Source organism: Chitinophaga hostae, from assembly GCF_018224885.1.
Classification (GTDB): domain Bacteria; phylum Bacteroidota; class Bacteroidia; order Chitinophagales; family Chitinophagaceae; genus Chitinophaga; species Chitinophaga hostae.
In genome coordinates this window covers 103,210-124,527 of record NZ_JAGTXB010000027.1, presented here as the reverse complement: position 1 = coordinate 124,527, position 21,318 = coordinate 103,210, and the positions used below count along the sequence as shown (strand labels likewise).

The 21,318-nt window shown below is 45.3% G+C and carries 16 protein-coding genes; 7 read left to right on the top strand and 9 right to left on the bottom strand.

Annotated elements, in window-relative coordinates; all coding sequences use genetic code 11:
* Nucleotides 1–96 precede the first annotated feature (96 nt).
* Together fucP and KE626_RS32300 are read right to left on the bottom strand one after the other, a co-directional pair.
* Complete coding sequence (gene fucP / locus KE626_RS32305; RefSeq protein WP_211977219.1) at nucleotides 97–1,383, bottom strand: L-fucose:H+ symporter permease; 1,287 nt, start codon at nucleotides 1,381–1,383, stop codon at nucleotides 97–99.
* A gap of 124 nt (nucleotides 1,384–1,507) precedes the next feature.
* A complete protein-coding gene (locus tag KE626_RS32300) occupies nucleotides 1,508–2,461 on the bottom strand; it encodes a bifunctional helix-turn-helix transcriptional regulator/GNAT family N-acetyltransferase (RefSeq protein WP_211977218.1) in 954 nt (317 codons plus the stop codon).
* 167 nt (nucleotides 2,462–2,628) lie between these two features.
* On the opposite strand from KE626_RS32300, the gene KE626_RS32295 reads away from it, so the two are divergent.
* On the top strand, nucleotides 2,629–3,666 hold the full coding sequence (locus KE626_RS32295; protein WP_211977217.1) for an aldo/keto reductase: 1,038 nt from the start codon (nucleotides 2,629–2,631) through the stop codon (nucleotides 3,664–3,666).
* Between the two features lie 61 nt (nucleotides 3,667–3,727).
* On the opposite strand, the gene KE626_RS32290 is transcribed toward KE626_RS32295, so the two are convergent.
* A complete protein-coding gene (locus tag KE626_RS32290) occupies nucleotides 3,728–4,654 on the bottom strand; it encodes an AraC family transcriptional regulator (RefSeq protein ID WP_211977216.1) in 927 nt (308 codons plus the stop codon).
* Between the two features lie 379 nt (nucleotides 4,655–5,033).
* On the opposite strand from KE626_RS32290, the gene KE626_RS32285 reads away from it, so the two are divergent.
* Nucleotides 5,034–6,263 carry a thioredoxin family protein gene (locus KE626_RS32285; protein ID WP_211977215.1) on the top strand — a complete coding sequence of 410 codons (1,230 nt, stop codon included), beginning with the start codon at nucleotides 5,034–5,036 and terminating at the stop codon, nucleotides 6,261–6,263.
* Nucleotides 6,264–6,331: 68 nt separating this feature from the next.
* Here the strand turns inward: KE626_RS32285 and KE626_RS32280 are convergent, their stop codons facing one another.
* Nucleotides 6,332–6,931 (bottom strand): DNA alkylation repair protein, encoded by a 600-nt coding sequence (locus KE626_RS32280; protein WP_249207865.1) that lies wholly within the window; start codon nucleotides 6,929–6,931, stop codon nucleotides 6,332–6,334.
* A gap of 48 nt (nucleotides 6,932–6,979) precedes the next feature.
* Nucleotides 6,980–8,011: a glycoside hydrolase 5 family protein gene (locus tag KE626_RS32275; protein WP_211977214.1), complete on the bottom strand. Its 1,032-nt coding sequence runs from the start codon at nucleotides 8,009–8,011 to the stop codon at nucleotides 6,980–6,982.
* Between the two features lie 89 nt (nucleotides 8,012–8,100).
* Between KE626_RS32275 and KE626_RS32270 the strand changes: the two genes are divergently transcribed.
* Nucleotides 8,101–9,567, top strand: a complete 1,467-nt coding sequence (locus tag KE626_RS32270) for a hypothetical protein (protein WP_211977213.1) — start codon at nucleotides 8,101–8,103, stop codon at nucleotides 9,565–9,567.
* On the opposite strand, the gene KE626_RS32265 is transcribed toward KE626_RS32270, so the two are convergent.
* Complete coding sequence (locus tag KE626_RS32265) at nucleotides 9,541–10,677, bottom strand: FecR family protein (protein WP_211977212.1); 1,137 nt, start codon at nucleotides 10,675–10,677, stop codon at nucleotides 9,541–9,543. The genes KE626_RS32270 and KE626_RS32265 overlap by 27 nt on opposite strands.
* 65 nt (nucleotides 10,678–10,742) lie before the next feature.
* Complete coding sequence (locus tag KE626_RS32260) at nucleotides 10,743–11,279, bottom strand: sigma-70 family RNA polymerase sigma factor (protein ID WP_211977211.1); 537 nt, start codon at nucleotides 11,277–11,279, stop codon at nucleotides 10,743–10,745.
* A gap of 224 nt (nucleotides 11,280–11,503) precedes the next feature.
* On the opposite strand from KE626_RS32260, the gene KE626_RS32255 reads away from it, so the two are divergent.
* Genes KE626_RS32255 through KE626_RS32240 form a run of 4 tightly spaced genes read left to right on the top strand, consistent with a single transcriptional unit; the run spans nucleotide 11,504 to nucleotide 18,044 of the window.
* Nucleotides 11,504–14,821 (top strand): SusC/RagA family TonB-linked outer membrane protein, encoded by a 3,318-nt coding sequence (locus KE626_RS32255; RefSeq protein WP_211977210.1) that lies wholly within the window; start codon nucleotides 11,504–11,506, stop codon nucleotides 14,819–14,821.
* Between the two features lie 17 nt (nucleotides 14,822–14,838).
* Nucleotides 14,839–16,272 (top strand): RagB/SusD family nutrient uptake outer membrane protein, encoded by a 1,434-nt coding sequence (locus tag KE626_RS32250; protein ID WP_211977209.1) that lies wholly within the window; start codon nucleotides 14,839–14,841, stop codon nucleotides 16,270–16,272.
* An 11-nt stretch (nucleotides 16,273–16,283) separates the two neighbouring features.
* Entirely contained in the window at nucleotides 16,284–16,736 is a 453-nt protein-coding gene (locus KE626_RS32245; RefSeq protein ID WP_211977208.1) for a protein-disulfide reductase DsbD domain-containing protein, read from the top strand.
* 18 nt (nucleotides 16,737–16,754) lie between these two features.
* Nucleotides 16,755–18,044 carry a redoxin domain-containing protein gene (locus KE626_RS32240; RefSeq protein ID WP_211977207.1) on the top strand — a complete coding sequence of 430 codons (1,290 nt, stop codon included), beginning with the start codon at nucleotides 16,755–16,757 and terminating at the stop codon, nucleotides 18,042–18,044.
* Nucleotides 18,045–18,144: 100 nt separating this feature from the next.
* Here the strand turns inward: KE626_RS32240 and KE626_RS32235 are convergent, their stop codons facing one another.
* Nucleotides 18,145–18,396, bottom strand: coding sequence for a hypothetical protein (locus KE626_RS32235; RefSeq protein WP_211977206.1), 252 nt, complete (start codon nucleotides 18,394–18,396; stop codon nucleotides 18,145–18,147).
* A 197-nt stretch (nucleotides 18,397–18,593) separates the two neighbouring features.
* Nucleotides 18,594–21,296, bottom strand: coding sequence for a class III lanthionine synthetase LanKC N-terminal domain-containing protein (locus KE626_RS32230; protein WP_211977205.1), 2,703 nt, complete (start codon nucleotides 21,294–21,296; stop codon nucleotides 18,594–18,596).
* Nucleotides 21,297–21,318 lie beyond the last annotated feature (22 nt).

Here is a 21,318-nt window from a genome sequence, read left to right as displayed (position 1 = left end):
GGCTTACTTCTCATAGAAATGAAAAAATGGGCTGCCTCATTTTTTATTTATGAGACAGCCCTTTTCTTTCAATCCAGTACATGCAGCATTTTATTCTCAGCGGAGTTTGTAGAGTTTATAACCGAAGAAGAAAATCACCACATAGCAAACAATCGGCAGATAGTAAGCTGTGGCGATGTTAGTATCTGCCAGGCGTCCCATTATCAGCGGGAAAACGGCGCCACCAAACATTCCCATTACAATAAAGGAAGAAGCTTGCTGCGTTTGCGGTCCCAGGTCTTTTATACCTAAACTGAAAATTGTCGGATACATGATGCTAAAAAAGAAGTTGATCATCAGCAGTGCGATGAAGGATGTCCAGCCCCAACCCTGCGCCACCAGAATACACATAAGTATATTTCCCAGTGCAAAAGCGGCCAGCAATTTATTGGGGGCAATAAAACGCATCAATGCGGTACCTACAAATCTGCCTGCCAGCATCATCACCATAAAGAGCGACATGAAATAACCGGCTTTTTTATCAGAGAAGTGCATCACTTTATGTCCGTAGTTGATAAAGAACGCCCAGGTGCCTGCCTGCGCAGCCACATTAAAAAACTGCGCCACCACAGCCCACACAAAATGCTTCTGCTGAAATAGCTTTTTGGGCGCGGTTATTACGTCATTACCGTCGGCATCCCCATTTCCATCGTGCGGATCGGTTAACGGCGGTACTTTTACCATGGCGAAGGCAATAGCAATCAATGCGATCACCGCACCGATGTAGAGGTATAATGTTTTCACGGATAACAGTTCATCGCCGGCTTCATGCCCTGCATTCAGCAGGAAATAAGAACCCATGGTAGGGCCAACCACAGCGCCTATGGCGTTAAACGACTGCGCGAAGTTAATCCGCTGATCGCTGGTCCGCTGATCTCCCAATGCAGCGGTAAACGGATGCGCCACTGTTTCCAGGGTAGCCATTCCGCAGGCCAGTACAAACAACGCGATCCGGAAAATAGGAAAGGAAGCCGCATTGGCTGCAGGTACAAAGAGGAAGGCGCCCAGGGCATACAATGTAAGGCCCAGTAACACCCCGTTTTTATATCCCATCTTTTTAATAAACCAACCGGCAGGAACCGCCATCAGCGCGTAAGCGCCGAAAATAGAAAACTGTACCAGCCCGGATTGGGAAATAGATAAACCCAGCACATTCTGAAAATGCTTGTTTAACACATCTCCCATGGTCAGTGCAATACCCCAGCACATAAACAGCGAGGTAACAAATATCAGCGTAACAATGTATTTCTTCTCGGTAAATTTCGGTGGGATTGAAGCGGATAGTTTAGCGGAATTTTTAGCAGTCTGCAATGCCTCCTGTTCCAAAGAGTCAGGTGATATCATGTTGAGCGTTTTTAATTTTTTTATATAACGTGGACGGGAAGATGGGCGCTTTAGCAGCATTCCGCTTCCTGCGCACTAATATACGCTTCCATTTTAATAATCACTATCCTCTTTCCTAATTTCGCTATTTCAGCAACAATTCCATCTGTATATTGGCCCGCTCATACGGCGTAGGCCGGCCTGCTACTTTTTTAAAGCCCAGTTTTTCGTATAGCCTGATAGCAGGCTTTAAAATGGTATTGCTTTCGAGATAAATATTCCGCGCGCCTAAGGCCTTTGCTTTTTGCACGATGGCCTGCCCCAGTAACCACCCAATGCTTTTTCCCTGGGCTTTGGGAGACACCGCCATTTTAGCCAGTTCGTAATCGTAGTCCGGATCATCCATCTTTATTAACGCACAAACTCCTACCGGTTCACCGTGATAAAGTGCTACGAAAATATGACCACCTTTTTCCAGGATATATCCTTCGGGGTTATCAAGGGATTTATAATCCGTTTCCTCCATTTTAAACCAGGTAGCAATCCACTCTTCGTTCAATGCCTTAAAGGCCGTTTTATATGCAGGCGTATAGTCTATAATTTGTACGCTGCCCGACTCGCGTTTCTTCTGTTGTTCTTTAACCCTGTCTAACAGCGATTGCTGACCCAACAGGTATTCCCATTCCTCAATGGCCTTCCACAGGTCATGAGATGCCTGGGAAGAAATAGTTTCGATAGCACTGCCTACATCCGTGAGCTGATCTTTGAACCGGATGTTGATGTCAAGCCCTTTTTTCGTAAGACTCACCATATTCCTTCTGCCATCCGCCTTGTCCTTTTTTTCTGCTACCAAACCCTTCTTCCTCATCTCCGTAATAATTTTGCTGACAGACGGGTGTGAATGCCCTATTTCTTTCGCAATAGTGGTGATGGTTTTCTCTTCTCCTGCTGATAACACATAGAATACAGGAAACCATTTCGGCTGCAGATGGGTTTGGTAGAGCTTATAGATCTGTTCAGCATCTTCCGTAATGGTTTCTGTCAACATACGCAGCCTGCTGCCAAGGGCTGCTTTCCCTGTTTTGTTAAAGAATTCCATATTGTAACTAATTACGTAATCAATTACGCAAATATAATAATTAATTTAAAACGGGTACTTTTTTTATTGCCGGCATTTTTTCATCTTACAGAAGTACAGTTATATGCTATAAATTTACAAGCCTGCTTTCACTGACCTTTGACCTCACACTTTAAAAATTATATACAATGGAATACAGACAATTAGGTGCATCGGGATTACAGGTACCGGTGCTCAGCTTTGGTACCGCCACCTTTGGCGGGGGCAATGATTTCTTTAAAGCCTGGGGCAGTACCCAGGCGGAGGAAGCCACCCGGCTCGTGAATCTTTGTCTCGATGCAGGCGTTAACCTGTTTGATACAGCCGACATTTACTCCGACGGCCTTTCCGAAGAGATCCTGGGTAAAGCCATTGCCGGCAAAAGAGATCAGCTGCTGATTTCCACCAAGGCCACCTTTACTTTCGGAAAAGCGCCGAACAACCAGGGCTCTTCCCGCTTCCATTTGCTGCGGCAGATAGAAGGCAGCCTGAAACGTTTGAACACCGACTATATCGACATTTATCACATGCACGGCTTTGATGGCGTGACGCCGGTAGAAGAAACCATGCGTACCCTCGACGACCTGGTACAAAGCGGCAAGGTGCGTTATATCGCCAGCTCCAATTTTTCCGGCTGGCACCTGATGAAATCGCAGGCCATCGCCGAAAAATATGGGTGGAACCGTTATGTAGCCCACCAGGTATATTATTCGCTCGCTAACCGTGAATACGAATGGGAGCTGATGCCGCTGGGCATCGATCAGAAAATTGGCGCTATTGTTTGGTCGCCCCTGGCTGCAGGCCGGCTGGGTGGTAAGTACCGCCGCAACAGTCCCATTCCGCAGCAAGGACGCGTAGCCCAGGGAGGCAGCCCGGTTCCGGATGCAGTGGTAAAAGACGAAGTGTTCTATAATATCATAGATGCACTGGACGAGATCGCCGCGGAAACCGGTAAATCTGTTGCGCAGATATCCCTTAACTGGCTGCTGCAACGCCCTACTGTTTCCAGCATCATTATTGGCGCCCGCAATGAAGAACAACTCATTCAAAACCTCGGCGCTACCGGTTGGAACCTGAGCATAGATCAAATAAAAAAACTCGATGCTGCCAGCGAAATACCTACCATTTATCCTTACTGGCATCAACGGCAAAACCTTACCCTGAACCCGCCACCGGTATTCTATTAAGTTATATGCACCGTTTTCCGGTCCGGCACCATCCGGATCGGAAAATTCGGGTAAACAAAGTCTATTTAAAACAAAGTAACTGGTAAGTACCGGGAGTGATCCCTTCCGCGCTTCTGAACAGCCGGATAAAATAGTTGGTATCGTTAAAGCCACATTGTAAGGCCACCTGGCCAACGGTATTTTTGCGGTCGGCGAGCAATTGCTTGGCCAGCTTTAGCCGCTCCCTGTTGATATACTGCAGCGGCGTAATCCCAAACTGCTCCTTAAACCACTTAAAAAATATGTTCCTGCTCAGGTAGGCTCTCCGGCAAAGGGCATCGATAGGGATATTCTCCGTCAGGTGTTCATGGATATAATGCAGCACAAAGTGAAAGCGGCTGTTGTTACTGTTGGTATCCCTTTCATCCGCAATCAGCTGCAAATGCTGGCTTTGCAGGATACGGATCAGCAGCTCCTTCATGTTCAGGTCGGCATAAATATCCCGGCCCCGGTCCGGGCTACGGCAAATGCGGATCAGCTTATTAATCAGCTCCGTTACATCTGCATCGTTGGCAAAATGATGTTTATTAAATTGCAGCCGCCACTCATTCATCTCGGTGGGCTCGCAATTGTAGTATTCCTTCAGGTATTGCAGCGTGTTCCTGATATAGGTTTCATCCACTGATAAGGCAATACATTGCGTAGGGTTAAGGGCACTCGCCTCCGGGAAATCAATGATCATTGTATCATTGGCCGGTACAATCACCGTTTCGCCAGGCTGGTATTCAAAAGCCGGCTGGTCCTGCAGGTGCATGATCTTCTTTCCCTGCACCATACTGGTAATCACAAAGTCGCCAAAAGTTAAAGGCACCCGGTAAGCCTGCTGATAGCTTTCAAAAACATTTAACTCACAATTATTGGAATTGAATACACGACGGTTCTCTACCAGTCTTTGCAGGTATTTGGGATGTGTTAGGTCTATCGGCTGCACATAATGTTTTACCGGCATAGCGGAACTTTTAACAGCTAACAATTTACCACTATTTCGGTAATCGTCGAAAAACAGGTACAAATGTGCTATAGAAAAATACAATATTTAAGCGGCAGCCGGATATTGTTTAGCATATTGAGGCCACAGAAGAAACGGAAACCATCTTACCACAATAACATCCACCTGGATAAATCAAAAACTGTTACGATTAATCTGTTACAATTAATCTGTTACAACCCGGGCTGGCCAATTTTTTGGTGAGCCCTTTCTGCCGCTGCTATCTTCCAAAATTATCTTGTGAAATAAATTCTCACTGCCGCCCGTTTTCTTCCGGAACTACGTTAAATTAGCGTCTACCAATCAAACCCAACAAATCAAAAACGCAAATCGAACCATTATGAAGAAATTGTTTCTCCTCGCCTTCCTGTTGCCTTTAATGGCGGCAGCACAGGATAAAGGAATCCATTTTGAGCACGGCAGCAGCTGGGAAGCTGTTCAGGCGAAAGCCAAAGCAGAAAACAAATACATTTTCATGGACTGTTTCACCACCTGGTGCGGCCCCTGCAAATTTATGTCGGCCAATATTTTCCCGCAGGAAAAAGTGGGCGACTTTATGAACGATAAATACATCAGCGTAAAAGTGCAGATGGATCAAACACCCAAAGACAATGAAGAGGTAAAAAGCTGGTATGCTGCGGCCAAACAAATTGAAAAAGACTACAGCATCCGCGCCTACCCTACTTTCCTGGTGTTTGCACCCGATGGCCACATCGTTGACCGCCAGGTAGGCGGCGCTGAAGCCGACCAGTTTATAGAAAGATGCGCCGCATCACTGCAGCCGGCCACGCAATACTACACGCAGCTCGACAAATTTAAAAAAGGCCAGAAAGACACTGCCTTCTTACGCAAACTGGCGCTGCTTGCACTGGACAAATACGACCAGGGTAATGCCAGCGACATCTCCAAGTTATACCTGAGCCAGCAGAAAGATCTTTACAGCCCTGTAAACCTCGAATTCGTCAGCAAATTTACCCAAAGCAGCAAGGATATTGGTTTTGATATGTTCCTGCATCACGCCGACAAAGTAAATAAAATACTTGGCGCAGGTAAAGCAGAAGAAAAGGTAATGGGCATTGTAGCCAATGAAGAAGTGTATCCGCAGCTGATGAAAAAAGACAAAAGTGCGCCGGACTGGGCCGCACTGGAAAAAAGTCTTGCTGCTAAATATCCCGCTATCGCGGAAGAACTGATCATGAAAACAAAAGTCCAGTACTTCAGCTATACAAAGGATGCCAACAACGCAGTAGCCGCGATTGTAGCCTATATGAAAAAATACGGCCACAAAGCTGATGCGCAATCACTGAACGAATATGCCTGGACTATCTTTGAAAAATGTAACGACATGCAGTGCATTGAACAGGCGCTGGAATGGAGTAAACGTTCATTTAAAGATGCGGAAATACCGGCTTTCATGGATACCTATGCTAACCTGTTATACAAATCCGGCAAAAAAGAAGATGCGCTGGCATGGGAAGAAAAAGCCATGAACAAAGCCAACGGCGATGAGAAAAAGAACTACGAAACAACCCTTGAAAAAATGAAGAAGGGTGAAAAATACTGGGAATAGTTAACAACACTATTCGGAAAGGAACCGGGTCATAAAAAGCTGTACAGCTTTTATGACCCGGTTTTATTTTACTTCGTTACCAGCTTGTAAACAAATGCCAGTCTGGGATCAGAAAGATCCCACTTTTTAATTTCCCGCGATACCAGCTCTCCATGCTTTTTACGGATATCTCTCAGCGCATTCCCAACCGACTTACGCAGGTATTCACTTTCTTTTGAACTTTGGCTGCTGATCAGCTGAATGGCAGCTTCCGGATGCGTTTTAAAATAAGGACGGCTGGTCCAGATACGGAATCCCTCCACCACCGCCCGGTTAAGAAAAGCATTCCTGTCGTTCAGCCAGCGCGCTGTTTCCGGCAACGCTTGCTCATAGCCGGTTACAGCGCAATAATGATCTATGGCCTTGGCCAGCATTTCCTGCACCCTCCAGTTTTCATCTGCCGCCACTTTTGTTTTTAGCAGTTGCAGCGCTTTCCCGCTTTCCGGCGATAAGAGTCCCAGGAGATAAGTACCTAGCATCCGCTCCTGGTAGCTGTCGCCGCCCACCAGCGCGGCAGCTGTTTTCAGGTGATCCAAACCTGCCTGCTGTATGATATTGTCGCCGGCTTCCGTGATGTGTTTGAAGCCATGTTCCACTTTTTTCAAAGCGGCGATAACGTTTGACAACATAAGCGGAATATTTATAGTGAAGATAATTATTCCGCGGGGAAGATAACGTTACCGGTTCATCGCTTTTATAAAGTCTGTTTCATCGGGGTCAAAAGGGGTTCCATCCGGATGGAATATGTCATGGTACCAGGTCACCGGTTCCGCCTCTCCTCCTTTATTGCCCTGCGGATAATTGGTTTGTGTTTTGCCTGCTACCAGTCCCCAGTTAATAGCGCCTACTTTTCTCTCTTTGAATATAGGAAGATGGGTAACGAAGGTGCTGTTACTGGGCCGTTTCATGTACTCGGTACAAATGACCGGCTTCCCATATGTTTGTAAAGTATCTATCGCTGATAGCAGCGAAGTCGTATCCCGGTAATTATGAAACGTGACCACATCAGAGTTTTGCAGCTGGAACTGGTTAAAGCTGTTGAAGTCTTTGTTCCATACGCCTATCGTAACAGGTTGCTGCGGTTGTATTGCTCTGGCCCAGGCCACTACATTTTTTAACAGCGGCCAGCTTTTATCGCCATGCCCGAAATGCCCGGGTTCATTATAGAGATCCCATATGCTGATGCGGTCATCGTTCTTAAACGTGGTGAGGATATCTTTTACATACCATTCGAGTGTATCCATCAATGCGGGGCTGTTATCGATAGCGCTGCCGGGGTCTTTCAGCCATCCGCTGTTATGTACGCCGGGAACAGGCACCGGCTGAGCACCGGCATGATACTGATCTTTCCAGCAGTCGTCAAAAAAAACAAAGATGGTTTTGATGTTATGCCCGTCGGCTATTGCGAGGTATTGCTTTATCCTGTTTTTAAAGCCGTCGGCATCCTCCTGCCACGCCACATGGTGCAGGTATACACGCATGGTATTGAAGCCTATATCTGCGGCATACCCCAGTTCTCTTGCTATAGTAGCGGGATCAAAAGTGGGCTCCTGCCACATTTCAAGTTGATTGACGGCAGTGGAAGGGATGAAGTTGGCGCCGGTAATCCAGGGTTGCTGTGCATACCATTTACCGGCTTTTTCTGCCGGCCAGGGCGATTGAGCACACGCAGCGGTGCTAAAGAACAGCAGTAAAGCAATAGCCTTCATATTAAATTAATATTATCAATTGTTGATTTGCTAAAATGGATAAATCCAAATGAAAGAGGTATAGTAAATTATTCAATAACCCTACATATATGTCAGCTACTTTTCCCTCATTCGTACTATCAAAGCCGCAGCGAATTTACCTATTGGTGGCTGTTTTCGCAGCAATAATACAATTAATTGTTTTTAAACTATGTTATCCTTTTGCGGACTTTTTTTCCGACTCGTATAGTTATATTTTTGCTGCCGCCAACCGGCTGGATGTCAACATATGGCCAATCGGCTATTCGAAATTCCTGTGGCTATTTCATCAGTTAACCTACTCCGATACTGCCGTTGTGGCCTTTCAATATCTATTCGGACAGGCAATCGCACTGTATTTCTTTTTCACGCTGCTTTACTTCTATGCGCCATCACGCCAACTGAGCAATATTATTTTCATCTTTCTTTTTTTCAATCCTTTGTTTTTATACCTGGGTAATTATATTTCGAGCGATGCGTTATTTCTTGGACTCAGTTTGCTATGGCTGGTACAACTATTATGGATCATTCACCGGCCGCGTATTTACCAGGTATTCGTACATGCGTTACTGATAGCCATACTATTTACCCTGCGATACAATGCCATGTTCTATCCGCTTATCAGCGCAGTGGCATTGGTGATATCGCACCGCAAACCGGTATGGAAATTATGCGGCATAGCGTTCCCTTTGTTACTGATCCTGTTGTTTGTGAACCATACCAGGAACAGCTCCTATACATTAACCGGCACCCGCCAGTTTTCAATATTTGGCGGTTGGCAGATGGCTAATAATGCGTTGTATATGTATCCGTTTATTACGGAGAATGAGCCACCACCTGCTGAGTGCCGGGAATTTGACCGGTTGGTGAAAAGTTACTTCAGCCTAGTACCGGAAGAGTTGAAAACGGTTTCTCCGAGAGATGGCGCATTTTATATTAAATATCCTGCGGCGCCGTTAAAACAGTATTTAGCCCGGAATGTGAATGTAACCGGGGATAAAACCAACGGCATCTCTTCCTGGGGAGCCGTAGCTCCTGTTTATGGTACTTATGGCAAATTTTTGATAACACGCCATCCTGTTGGATTTACGAGATACTTCCTTTTACCGAATACGTTTAATTACTGTTTACCTCCACTGGAAAAACTCGAAGTATATAATTTAGGGGAAAAGAAAGTATCTGCTATCGCTGCAAGATGGTTTCACTATCCGGGTACCCGTATAACAGCAGTGTCCATGAATATACAGGGAGCCATCCTGCTTTTATTTCCCGCCATTTTCCTGATTACGAACCTGTTTTTTATATGGATACTGGTGCTGTGGATTAGAAACCGGCGCAACAGGATAAAAGACCAGGCATTTTCAAACGCTTTATTCCTTGTTATTTCATTATTGCTGGTAAATTGTGCCTTCAGCATACTGGCTTCTCCCATAGTGTTCAGATACCAGGTGTTTCCAATGATTGTTTGTCTTTCTTTCTCGCTGATGATGGCAGAAAGAATAGGTATTTTCTCAGACACCGGTACGCAGGGGTCTTAAATGCAGGATACTGTCCTTGTCGAAATAGTAATCCATGTATTGTGCAAACTTCAGCCCTTCCAGGAAGTTCACGGCTGGCTTGTTGCGGTTAATAGATCCGGTGAATGCTTTTGCATGTTCCGGTTTTATATCCAGCTGAACGGGGATACCATAAAAACGATGGATGAGCCGGGCCACTTCTTCTGCGGATGCATTATGAAACAGGTGAAGTCCTTGCCGCCATGCCAGCACATCCTCTTCATCAAATCTATAGATCTTCATTTCTTTTCCCCTGGTCAATGCAGATTCGAAACCTGGTTTCAGGAGCGCAGTATCGTGATCTGTATTTACTTTCACGGCGCCATTCACCAATGCTACTTTTACCAGGTTTGAATCGTAGGTGTTCACATTAAATTCCGTACCCAGTACCTGTATGGTAGCTCCTGGCAGATGTACCAGGAAAGGATGATCTGCTGACGGGGCGATCTTCATATATGCTTCTCCGTAAAGCGTTATTTCCCTGGCATGTCCCTTAAAGGCAATGGGGAAAAATAACTGTGATGCTGCGTTCAGCTGTATGGCTGAGCCATCGGGGAGATGCACAGTATACTCCTTTCCAGCGGGTACCGTAATGGTAGCATATTGGGACTGGCCGGAATCGGCGATAAAGCGTAATTGTTTATTGTTGTTATTGAAGGTAGCGCTGCCTGCCTGTAACCGGCCTTCTTTATCACTAAGATCTATCAGTTGTCCACCGGAGAGCTGCAATCTGATATGAGATGGATTACTTGCCGCAAGGGGCTGCGGCGTATGGTGAGCAGGAATTTTTATAATAAAAATTCCCAGTATAGCCATGGCAGACAAGGCCACAAAACCTTTTAAGCTGATATGGATGATTCGCTGGCGTTTGCGCTGATGAATGGCCTTCCATATCTCATCAGGGCCCCAGTTGTTTACCGCTGAAGATTGCATAGCATCATCCTGCCAGGTAGCATGCAGCTGACGATAGAGACCCGCAGCTTCCTGATCCTCCCGGATCATCCTGTTGAGCTCCGCTTTTTCATCTTCCCGGATCTTACCTGAAATCTCAAAAAGCACTAATTGGGTTAGATATTCTTTATCAGTTTTCATAGTCAATTCTATGCATAAGGAACAAAAAGCATAAACAGGTACTATCAGGATTAAAAAATTATTAATTAAAGTTGCTTCAGGTTGTTCCGGAGTTCTTTCAGCGCGCTGAGTACCTGGTTTTTCACCGTTTGCAAACCTATGCCTCTTCTGGCGGCGATTTCTTTCTGACTGATACCTTCCAGGTATTGCATTTCAAATACAGCCCTGCTGGCGGGGGCAATGTTATCGATGGCATGGCGAAGGCGAGCTCCCAGTTCTTTGTTTTCCAACTCCGTTGGACTGATAAAAATCTCCCTGACATAGGCGTACTGCTGTTGGCGTTTCCTGATACTTTTCTGTGCCCTGATAATATTATGACAGTAATTGCGAATCGCACCGTAAAGATAGTTTCTTAACGACGATTGTAACTCCACATTGTTCTTTTTTTGCCAAAGCCAGATAAATACCTCCTGCACGGCATCGCGGGCTTCTTCCTCCGAGCCTAACCGCTGGCTGGCTGCCATAAACAGCAGCTGCCGGTAGCGGTCAACCAATAAGGAAAATGACGCTTTGCATCCCGTTTTCACCAGGTCAAATAATGCTTCATCGCTTATTTCATGCATACGGATCATGGTTAAATCAGCTGCAAGCAAATAAATATTCCCTCTTTAACTGTAAACGGAACGTTAACAAAAAAAGGTTTCGGTATTGTTCATATTATATTAACACTAAAAACCTGTTTTCCAGATAGTACCTCCTGCCCTTATCCGTTCCTTCTAAGTACATGCATGTGAATCTTCTCCCTCAAAAAACCGGACAATGTTTAAAACATCCTCAACAAGTACTTATGAGTAAAAATTTTAAAATCCGCTCCATCGCCGGCAGGTCATTTCTTGTGATGATGCTCCTACGTTTTTGTTTATACGCCTCCGCACAGGGATATAGTGATGACCGGGTTACGCTGCTGGCGGGGAACGTTTCACTGGGAAGTATTATGAAAAAAATAGAAAAGCAAACGCACCGGCGTTTTAACTACAGTGAAAATGAATTAAATACCAATGAGAAAGTAAATGTGAGTTATAACGAAGCCCCGTTAAACCAGGTATTGGGTCAGCTGTTCAATACAAGGGGCATCACATGGAAGTATATTGATAATGGTATTTACCTGAGAAAGGAAACAAACGAAGCCAAAAAAGAGCCACAACCAGCAAAAGGAACCTCTCCGAAAGATTCCTCCGCATTCCCCCTGATAAGCGGGAAAATTACCGATGAAGAAGGCAACCCGCTTCCGGGAGCCACCATTATGATCAAAGGCACTGCGGTGGGTACCAGCGCGGATGCCGGCGGAAGATTTGTGCTCGCCAATATTCCGCACAACGCCGCACTCCGGTTTACCTATACCAGTTTTGAATCACGTGAAATTGTACCCGGCGACAGGCGGAGTCTATCTGTTACATTAAAAAGAAAAATCGGCACACTGGATGAAACAGTAGTGATCGGTTATGGTACGACCACCAAACGCTTCAACACGGGCGCCGTAAGCTCAGTACAGGCAAATGTTATTGCGATGCAACCGGTAACAGATCCCATGATGGCGTTGGAAGGCAGGGTTCCCGGGTTATATATTAACCAGGTATCAGGTATTCCGGGCGCCAACATCCAGGTACTGCTGCGGGGTAAAAACAGCATGGCTAACGGCAACAATCCATTATACATAATTGACGGCGTACCCTTTCCTGCTACCTCCATGACACCGGAAGCACTCGGTCCTACAAATGCTACCGGCAACCTGGTAAACGGCGGCGGCACAAGTCCCTTTAATGGTCTGAACCCCGGCGACATTGAACGGATCGACGTATTGAAAGATGCAGATGCAACGGCCATCTACGGCTCCCGGGGCGCTAACGGTGTAATTCTGATCACCACCAAAAAAGGACGCGCAGGCAAAACAACTTTCGATCTGAACATCTCCACCGGCGGCGGAAAGGTAACCAATATGGTATCGCTCCTCAATACCCCCCAGTATCTCGAAATGCGTCATGAAGCCTTCAAAAATGATAACAGGAACCCAGGCAAAAATGATTATGACATCAACGGAAAATGGGATACTACCCGTTATACCGACTGGCAAAAGGTGCTGATAGGCGGAACCGCCCGGTTAACAAACATACAGGCGGTGGTGGCTGGAGGAAATGCCAATACCCAGTTTTCTATCCGCGGAGGATATAGTAACCAGACAACCGTATTCCCGGGAGACTATTCCGATCGCAAAGCTTCCCTCCTGTTTAGTTTTGCACACTCCTCCGCAGACGAAAAATTTCGCACCAGCTTTTCAGCCAATTATGTGAACGACAAAAATAAAATGCCGGTATATGATTTCACCGGTAATATCCTGCTGGCGCCTGACGCTCCGGCTGTTTACGACTCACTTGGGCAGCTGAACTGGGAAAATAATACTTTCGTTAACCCCCTGGGGCCTACGAAAGCAAATTCCGTGGCAACGTCAGATAACCTGATCAGCAACCTCACGCTGTCATACGAACTGCTGCCCGGCCTCTTTGCCAAAGCCAGCTTCGGCTACAACTACTACGCTACCAACCAGGCGGCCATACAGCCATTGTCTATGAACGCCCCCATGTACATCGATTATACCTTTTTAAGATCAAACACCTATGGGAACAGCAACCTGAAAAGCTGGCTGGCCGAACCGCAGATCAACTACATAAAAAAAATGGGGAATGGTAAACTGGATATCCTGTTAGGCGCAACCTTCCAGCAAAATACCCAGACCAGCAGCGCCTACCAGGCATCCGACTTCACCAGCGACGCGCTGATTACAAATATCATGGCTGCAAAGTCATTACTGTTACTGGAAGACCGGTATACGCAATACAAGTACAATGCCCTTTTCGGACGTATCAACTACAACTGGAAAGAGAAATACCTGGTCAATCTCACCGCCAGAAGAGATGGCAGCAGCAGGTTTGGTCCGGGTAAACAGTTTGGAAACTTTGGCGCCATGGGTATTGGCTGGATATTCTCGGAAGAAAACTGGATAAAAGATCATTTCAACCTCCTGAGCTTTGGGAAAATTAGAGCCAGTTACGGTACCACCGGTAATGATCAGATACCCGACTACCAATATCTCAGCACCTATAGCAGCTATGTTTTCCCGTACCAGGGCCTTCCTTCTATCAGCCCCACCCGGTTGTTTAATCCTGACTACGGATGGGAACGGGTTAACAAACTGGAATTTGGTCTCGAAACCGGCTTCCTAAACAACAGGATATTGTTCAATGCCGATTACTACCGTAACAGGAGCGGCAATCAACTCGTAGCATATCCGCTTCCTACCACCACCGGGTTTCTTTCTGTACAATATAACAGGCCGGCCATCGTCCAAAATACAGGTATAGAACTCGAATTAACGACGGTCAATATTAAAACAGAAAAGTTCAACTGGAGTACCAGCGCCAATATCAGCATCCCGCACAATAAGCTTATTAAATACCCCGATATTGACTCATCGTCGTACGGCTCCAAATACAAGATCGGCGAATCTATTTATATCAATCCCTATTTTAAATATACCGGCGTTAACCCGGAAACTGGTCTGTATACAGTATTAGACGCCAATAACGACGGTACCATGAATGACTATATCATTTCCAGGGAAATAACGCAAAAGTATTATGGTGGCCTCCAGAATACTTTTAACTTAAAAGGATTCGAACTAAATGTATTTGTACAATTTGTGAACCAGACCGGGGCTGACTTTCTATCCCGCATTGGTAAAGTAATGGGTGGCAATAACAGGAACGCACCGATAGAAGCGATGAACAGGTGGCAGCAAAAAGGCGACATCACAGATATCCAGCGATTCTCTACCGGCAACTCAAAAACCAACGCAGCAGCGGGTTGGCGTAACAACAGCGATATCAGTATTACTGATGCTTCTTTTATCCGGTTAAAAAATATAGTACTCTCCTATTCCTTACCCAGCCAATGGCTGAAAAAAGTACACCTGCAAAACGCAAGAATTTATGCGCAGGGACAAAACCTGTTCACCATTACCAACTATAAGGGATTAGACCCTGAAACAAAAAACGGACTGGTGTTACCTCCAATCAGGATGATTGTTGGCGGAATACAACTTGGCCTTTAATAAAAATACTACTCATTATGCGGAAAAATATACGACCAGACAAACCAGTTTACTCAGAAAATATGCCTGCACGATACCTGTCAGCATTCGCGCTGCTTCTTTTGATGATGGCTTTTCCCGGATGCAAAAAATTTATAGAAGTAGCTCCGCCTAAAACCGAACTGGCCGTATCGGAGGTATTCAGTGATAACAATGTTGCTACCTCAGCAGTGACCTCCATCTACGCCCAGATGCAGTCTATGACCACCATTATCCAGTATACCGGTCTTTCCTCAGATGAATTTACCAACTACGGAGCCGATAAATATGATAATCTCTATAAGAATGCACTGACAGAAAGTACGGGTACCGACATTCAGCTGTGGACCAATGCTTATAACTATATATACCAGGCTAACGCTGTGCTGGAAGGATTGCAGCATTCAAGCGCGGTGACCACAGCAGTAAAAAACCAACTTTCAGGGGAAGCAACATTCATCAGGGCATTCTGGTTTTTCTATCTGACAACACTCTATGGAGATATTCCCATTATCAAAACAACCGACTATCGTGTTATTCCCACTCTTCCCGGGTCTCCGCAGAAAGATGTTTACCAGCAAATCATTGATGACCTGACTGCAGCACAGGCATTACTGGCAGATCATTACATTGATAGTAAAAATGCGCCCTCCGATGAAAGGGTAAGGCCAACCAAGTGGGCAGCTACTGCATTGCTGGCCCGGGCATACCTCTTTAACAAAGACTATCTCAATGCTGAACTGCAGAGCAGCAAAATCATCAACAATACGGAACTGTTTAATCTTCCGCAGGATCTCAACGAGGTTTTTCTTAAAAACAGTACCGAAACTATCTGGCAGCTAATGCCTCCTCCGGATAATTTTCACACCGATGAGGGCAGCAGATTTATACTGACAGACATCCCCGATCCTACCAGCGGTGTTGCATTAAGTCCCCAGGTTCTCGATGCTTTTGAACAGGGCGACAAAAGAAAAGATTCCTGGGTCGACAGCGTGGTAACACCAGGTTCCACCTATTACTATCCTTTTAAATACAAAATAAAAGACGGGCAGGATGAACAAAAAGAATACAGTATGGTACTGAGACTGGCAGAGCAACTGCTGATCCGGGCAGAAGCCCGCATACAGCAAAACAAACTGAAACCGGGCGCGGACGACATCGATGCACTTCGCGCCAGGGCAGGTTTGACACCAACAAAAGCGGCCACAAAAGAAGCGCTCATAAAAGCAATTATGCACGAACGGCAAGCGGAGCTGTTTACCGAAGGGCATCGCTGGCTGGATTTAAAGTCGCACAACCTGGTAGATAAGGTCATGCTGACTATTACACCGGAAAAAGGCGGAGGCCCCTGGCAAAGTTATCAGCAACTCTATCCAATACCACATTCAGATATACAAATGAGTCAGCATCTTAAACAAAACCCGGGATACTAAATCAATATGTCATGAAATTCAAACTATTAACCATCAGCATCGTTATCGGTTGTCTTGCAGCGTCAAATGCAAATGGACAAATACATTGGCAGTACAGCAGCCAGAAAATGTCCGGAAATGTTTTTAAAATACATATCACCGCTATTATAGAAAGCGGATGGCATCTGTACTCACAGGTACAGCCTCCCGAAGCCATTGCAACACCCCCTCTCGTGAAATTCAGCGAAAATCCCGCCGTGGCGTTTCATGGGAAAGTAAAGGAAATAGGCCAAAGGGAGCTTTACGAAAATAAAGAAGTAGGTATTAAATCCTATCGATATAAATCTGCCGTGGACTTTGTTCAGGTGGTACAGATTAAAGATGAAGCTGCCACAAAAATAAATGGCAGTATCTCCTACATGGCCTGTACTGATGAACAATGCATGCCTACACGTACACAACAATTTTCCATACCCTTAAAATAATTTACTATTTTTTTTAAGATGAAAAAAACAGTATTGTTCGTGCTGACCATCCTTTCAAGCCTGCACGCCTTCCCGCAGGACAAGGCGGCTGATCTGGCAGACCTCGGGCCAGGTGACTACTTTCCCGACGTTGTATTAGATGGGATCCGGGATTTTTCCGCGGAAAAAGTCAGTTTAAAAGATTATCGGGGGAAATGGGTATTTCTTGACTTCTGGAGTAAAAATTGCGGCGCCTGCATCAGCAGCTTTCCGCACATCAATGCACTACAGAAGAAATTTAATGGACAGGTACAGTATTTCCTGGTGGGCAAAGAAGATCCGGAAAACGAAATCAGGAAAAAATATGACCGGTTTAAAAAAACACTGAACCTGGAAATAGCCCATACATTTGATTCTTCGTTATTTAAGAGATTGGACATCAGCACGTGTCCTTATGTGATCATCATTGACCCTAAAGGACAGGTATATGATTTCACCATAGGCTTAACTGCCGATAATATAACAACACTTTTATCCGGCAAACAACCATTGCTGACAAAGGCATATAGAGAACATGAATCCCGCCCGCTGCAATACGACCTGGATAAAGATGCAGTTAGCGATGATAGTACCCTGATCTTTAAATCCGCGCTGAATAAATGGAATCCGCTGATTAAGGGAAGCCGGAATCTCAGTATTATCCTTGAAAACGGAAAATTCCAGTCCATCGCCGACAATATCAGCAACCTGTATGTACTGGCATATCTTGGCCGCCACCCGATTGATTACCGCGACAGCGCCTATGGCTATGTATGCGATACACCCATACTGGAGATCGCCGATAAAAAGAAATTTATGGCTTCAGAACCTGACGACCTCTATTGCTACCGATTAACGCTTCCTTATTACAAAAACACTCCCGCCGATGTAATGCGTGCGATGCAAAATGACCTGAAAAACTATTTCGGTTATGATGTTGCCATGGAAGAAAGAACCATGCCTTACTGGAAGCTGGTAGCTACCGATGAAGCAAAACGGAAACTAAAGACAAAGGGAGAAAAGCCTGTATACAAAGCCACAGATACCAGTTTACTGGTCAGAAATTTTCCGGTCAGAAAAATTTTCCGTTGCTTTTCAACACTTCCGGTACCTGTAATCGATGAAACAGGAATTAATACCAATATCGATATACTGATCCACTATCTGCCCATGAACCTGGAGGAAATTCAAAAAGGATTGGCAGCACATGGGCTCCATCTATTGGAAGGCACAAAAAAAATAAAGGTGTTGGTTATCAGAGATCCCGTTTACCCCGGAATAGAAAACTGACCACCGGCCAGGTTGAAAGTCAGTTAAAAAAGGCGGCTGGTCTTTGCGCCAGCCGCCATAATTGAAAGGTCTCCGATCAGACTGAATTACTTCAGATGGATCAATGAGCTGGTCTCAGGAAAGGACGAACGCAATTAGACGCAATTGTCCAAACAGTTTTTCCTCCGGCAGTTGTACATTTTACTGTTTGTCCTACAGGGCAGGGAGATGTAAACAGTACACAAATTTTGCTGGCGCCAACAGTGGTGAGTATTTTAGCATTTTTTACACGGCTGCTTGCCATAGTAGAAATCGCGCCTGCAACCGCCAGGATTAAAGTAGTAGCTCCCAATAAAATTCTGGTATTTCTCATATGTATGCTTGCTTTTTAAATTCAAAAAGCAAAAAAAACTTTAAGTTATTAAAAAATAGTACCTACTCTTTTACAGGTTTTCGGTTCCTCCTGTTGATCCCGGATATACTGCAGTTAACCCGGATATTATTGCGCACAATAGCTCCTGAACGCCTTATTCAAACGTCCGTCAAATTTGTATGTTGGTAAAATCTGTGTTACTTGTGTAAGAGATTAAAACAGTTTATACGTTCTTTATGCTGATGTTTCATCAGGTAATGAATAACCCCGCAATTCCCCAGCATAAAATCGGCCACCGGGTCGGGATGATACGCCATCACCCAATAATTATTTCCACCTGTAGTCATTTGAAAAAGATGCGCATAGGTATTGGTAATCCATCCTGCTCTCCGCTTCCACTCGGGGTTTCCCAGCACCTCATATGCCTCCAGGTAAATTTCTCCTAATCCTGCCAATCCGGTAGATTGGGAGAAGTCGGTAATCGTAGGACAAGCAGGTAAAAACCGCAGGGCTTTCTCTGCTGCTGCTTTATACTCAGGAGCCTTGAAATACCGGAATGCTTTAATGAACAACCATATAATTCCAGGCTGACCTAAATCACGGCTAAACAAACGTACACCGGGCGGTTGCGCTGTTTTCCAGCAAAGCATATTATTTTTGCTTATTGCCATTGTGATCAGCCGGTTCAACGCCTTTCTGACAGCGGTTATAACACGCTCTTCCGGGTAAACATTAACATAGTCCAGCAGAAAATAAACAATACCGGGAAACCCGTTTGCAATATCAATCATTTGCTTCCCTGTATTTCCGGCATCCTCCAGATGCCAGGTTCCATCCGGCAACTGCGCCTTCAATATAGTATCAATGTGTTGTGTCAACTGCAAGCGCGTGAACTCAGAATGTAACCATTTAGCGCATTGAAGTAAGGCCACCCCCTCTCCAGCAATCCCGTGAGAGAAACTAAGGCCATCGCCCGTATTGGTGAAAGAACGTTCCAGGCAATCGGTCCACTCTTTGTCAGACACAATCAAACCAGCTTCCAATCCCTGCGCTATCGAAAGTGCAACACCCGCACCTCCTCCATACAAGCCCCCCGGTAATGTTAAATGCTCTCCATAGTTTTTACGTTTAATATACTCCCAGCAGCTTTGATAGGCGGGTATCAGGTCGGATACATCATATCCGAGTAGGCCGGCCTTTGAAATGCAATATAAAATACCTGCCATGCCATTGTACAGGCCGGAAAGATAGTTTCGTTCAAGATTGGCGGTTTGCGATAAACTATTATTCAATACCACCCGGGAATCCCATAAAAGATCTTCCGTTATTAACGAGTCTCCCAATAATCCATTCAATCCTTTATCAACCAGGTATTTTACCCGATCCTCCGTTACTGCATCGGCGTTGTTACCGAATAACTTACTATCCGGCAATGTTTCCATTTTAACTTCCTGCGCATATTTAGCCAATATCTCGCTGGTTTCCTCCAGGGAAGGTCTTTCAGCAGGATCCCTGCTCAGGCATCGTACTATATGTTCGCTTATAAATCTGCTGCGGGTGTAGAACAACAGGCTTTCCAGGAGCGGTTCAAATTCCCGTACATTGAACTTCAATGGAGGCAACCCTGTAAAAGCAAATATCATCAGCCCTCCTATTGCATATAGATCTTCGGCAAACGCCGGCACTTTATGGGTACGCTGTTCCGGAGAAAGATAACCATAGGTTCCCAGTTTAAACGGAGGGTCAGGCTGTTGCCGAAAAACCGAATAGGAAAGCTCCATATCAATCAGGAAAATCCTGTCTTTCTTATCAATAAGAAAATTAGCCGGTGTAATATCCCTGTGTACATATCCCCGTCCATGAAATTTCCGGATAATGGCCACTATTTTCGAAAGGTAATTAATGAGACCAAGCCGTTTCTCCCTGGGCAACGTAAACCAGCTGTCACCATTGCAGCATGATGTCACCACATCTTCCAACGACTCTCCGCTGATAAATTCCATAGCGAGATAAAGATTCTCCTCTTCCTCAAATAAGTCGAATATTTTAGGCAACGGAATATCATTGGAAAGGTCATTACATAGCTCATACTGCCACTTCAAACGATCCTGGATATCCCGTCCAAACTCGTCGACCCACATATTACTTTTCCCTTCTTTTATAATGCAATGCTTAATGTTCAGGAATCCTTTCATGTAGATGCCTTTCAATACACGCCCTTTTGTATCATCTTTCAGGATAAGAAGTGGCTTGTACTTGTCCTTCCAGAGCTTTCTGGACGCCGGCGGTAACACCGGCGCGATGCTCTCAAATGGCCATATGCTATCGGCTGCGGGCTGGAATGGTATGCTGTAGGTATCCGGTACCAGTTCTCCGCGGCCATTATGTATATAAGGGATCTTAGCCGGATCGTCGGCCCCGATAACCGGGTTATATCCGCCAAAACGCGTATACACAATTCCGCCCAAACGTCTGTCAGTAGGAATAATTGGTCCTTTAAACTGCGCGGTCAGGGTAATTAAACGTTGCGCCAAAGCCACAATATCTGTCCCTTCTTTTGGGTAAACGGCCATTATCTTACCCAGTTTCTCATAGCCCAATGTGGCATCCAGTATATATCTTGCCGTTTCGCTATCTCTTATAATTTTAAAAGGTATGTCACCGGCAGCCAGTTCGGGTATAAGCCTGTTGAACAAATCTAACATCTGGAGGCGGATAACAGATAAATGAATGATCCATCCTTCTACCTGTTTTATTTCTCCTACCTGCAAATAGAAGTCCTTTTCCGTAAATGCCAGTCCAAACTCATTCAGCAGATGCCTGAAATCATAGAACTTCTTTGCCGCATTGTCTGTGGAAATTATCTCCGGGGGAAGCTTATCAACTGAAATATCCTGCATGATCTTATTTTTTACTTAACAC

Bases quoted from the DNA above. Each gene is read 5' to 3' on its own strand.
- fucP (WP_211977219.1), bottom strand. From the start codon at position 1,383: ATGATATCACCTGACTCTTTGGAACAGGAGGCATTGCAGACTGCTAAA.
- KE626_RS32270 (WP_211977213.1), top strand. From the start codon at position 8,101: ATGTCAGCTACTTTTCCCTCATTCGTACTATCAAAGCCGCAGCGAATT.
- KE626_RS32295 (WP_211977217.1), top strand. From the start codon at position 2,629: ATGGAATACAGACAATTAGGTGCATCGGGATTACAGGTACCGGTGCTC.
- KE626_RS32280 (WP_249207865.1), bottom strand. From the start codon at position 6,931: ATGTTGTCAAACGTTATCGCCGCTTTGAAAAAAGTGGAACATGGCTTC.
- KE626_RS32290 (WP_211977216.1), bottom strand. From the start codon at position 4,654: ATGCCGGTAAAACATTATGTGCAGCCGATAGACCTAACACATCCCAAA.
- KE626_RS32265 (WP_211977212.1), bottom strand. From the start codon at position 10,677: ATGAAAACTGATAAAGAATATCTAACCCAATTAGTGCTTTTTGAGATT.
- KE626_RS32235 (WP_211977206.1), bottom strand. From the start codon at position 18,396: ATGAGAAATACCAGAATTTTATTGGGAGCTACTACTTTAATCCTGGCG.
- KE626_RS32300 (WP_211977218.1), bottom strand. From the start codon at position 2,461: ATGGAATTCTTTAACAAAACAGGGAAAGCAGCCCTTGGCAGCAGGCTG.
- KE626_RS32230 (WP_211977205.1), bottom strand. From the start codon at position 21,296: ATGCAGGATATTTCAGTTGATAAGCTTCCCCCGGAGATAATTTCCACA.
- KE626_RS32240 (WP_211977207.1), top strand. From the start codon at position 16,755: ATGAAAAAAACAGTATTGTTCGTGCTGACCATCCTTTCAAGCCTGCAC.
- KE626_RS32245 (WP_211977208.1), top strand. From the start codon at position 16,284: ATGAAATTCAAACTATTAACCATCAGCATCGTTATCGGTTGTCTTGCA.
- KE626_RS32285 (WP_211977215.1), top strand. From the start codon at position 5,034: ATGAAGAAATTGTTTCTCCTCGCCTTCCTGTTGCCTTTAATGGCGGCA.
- KE626_RS32250 (WP_211977209.1), top strand. From the start codon at position 14,839: ATGCGGAAAAATATACGACCAGACAAACCAGTTTACTCAGAAAATATG.
- KE626_RS32255 (WP_211977210.1), top strand. From the start codon at position 11,504: ATGAGTAAAAATTTTAAAATCCGCTCCATCGCCGGCAGGTCATTTCTT.
- KE626_RS32275 (WP_211977214.1), bottom strand. From the start codon at position 8,011: ATGAAGGCTATTGCTTTACTGCTGTTCTTTAGCACCGCTGCGTGTGCT.
- KE626_RS32260 (WP_211977211.1), bottom strand. From the start codon at position 11,279: ATGCATGAAATAAGCGATGAAGCATTATTTGACCTGGTGAAAACGGGA.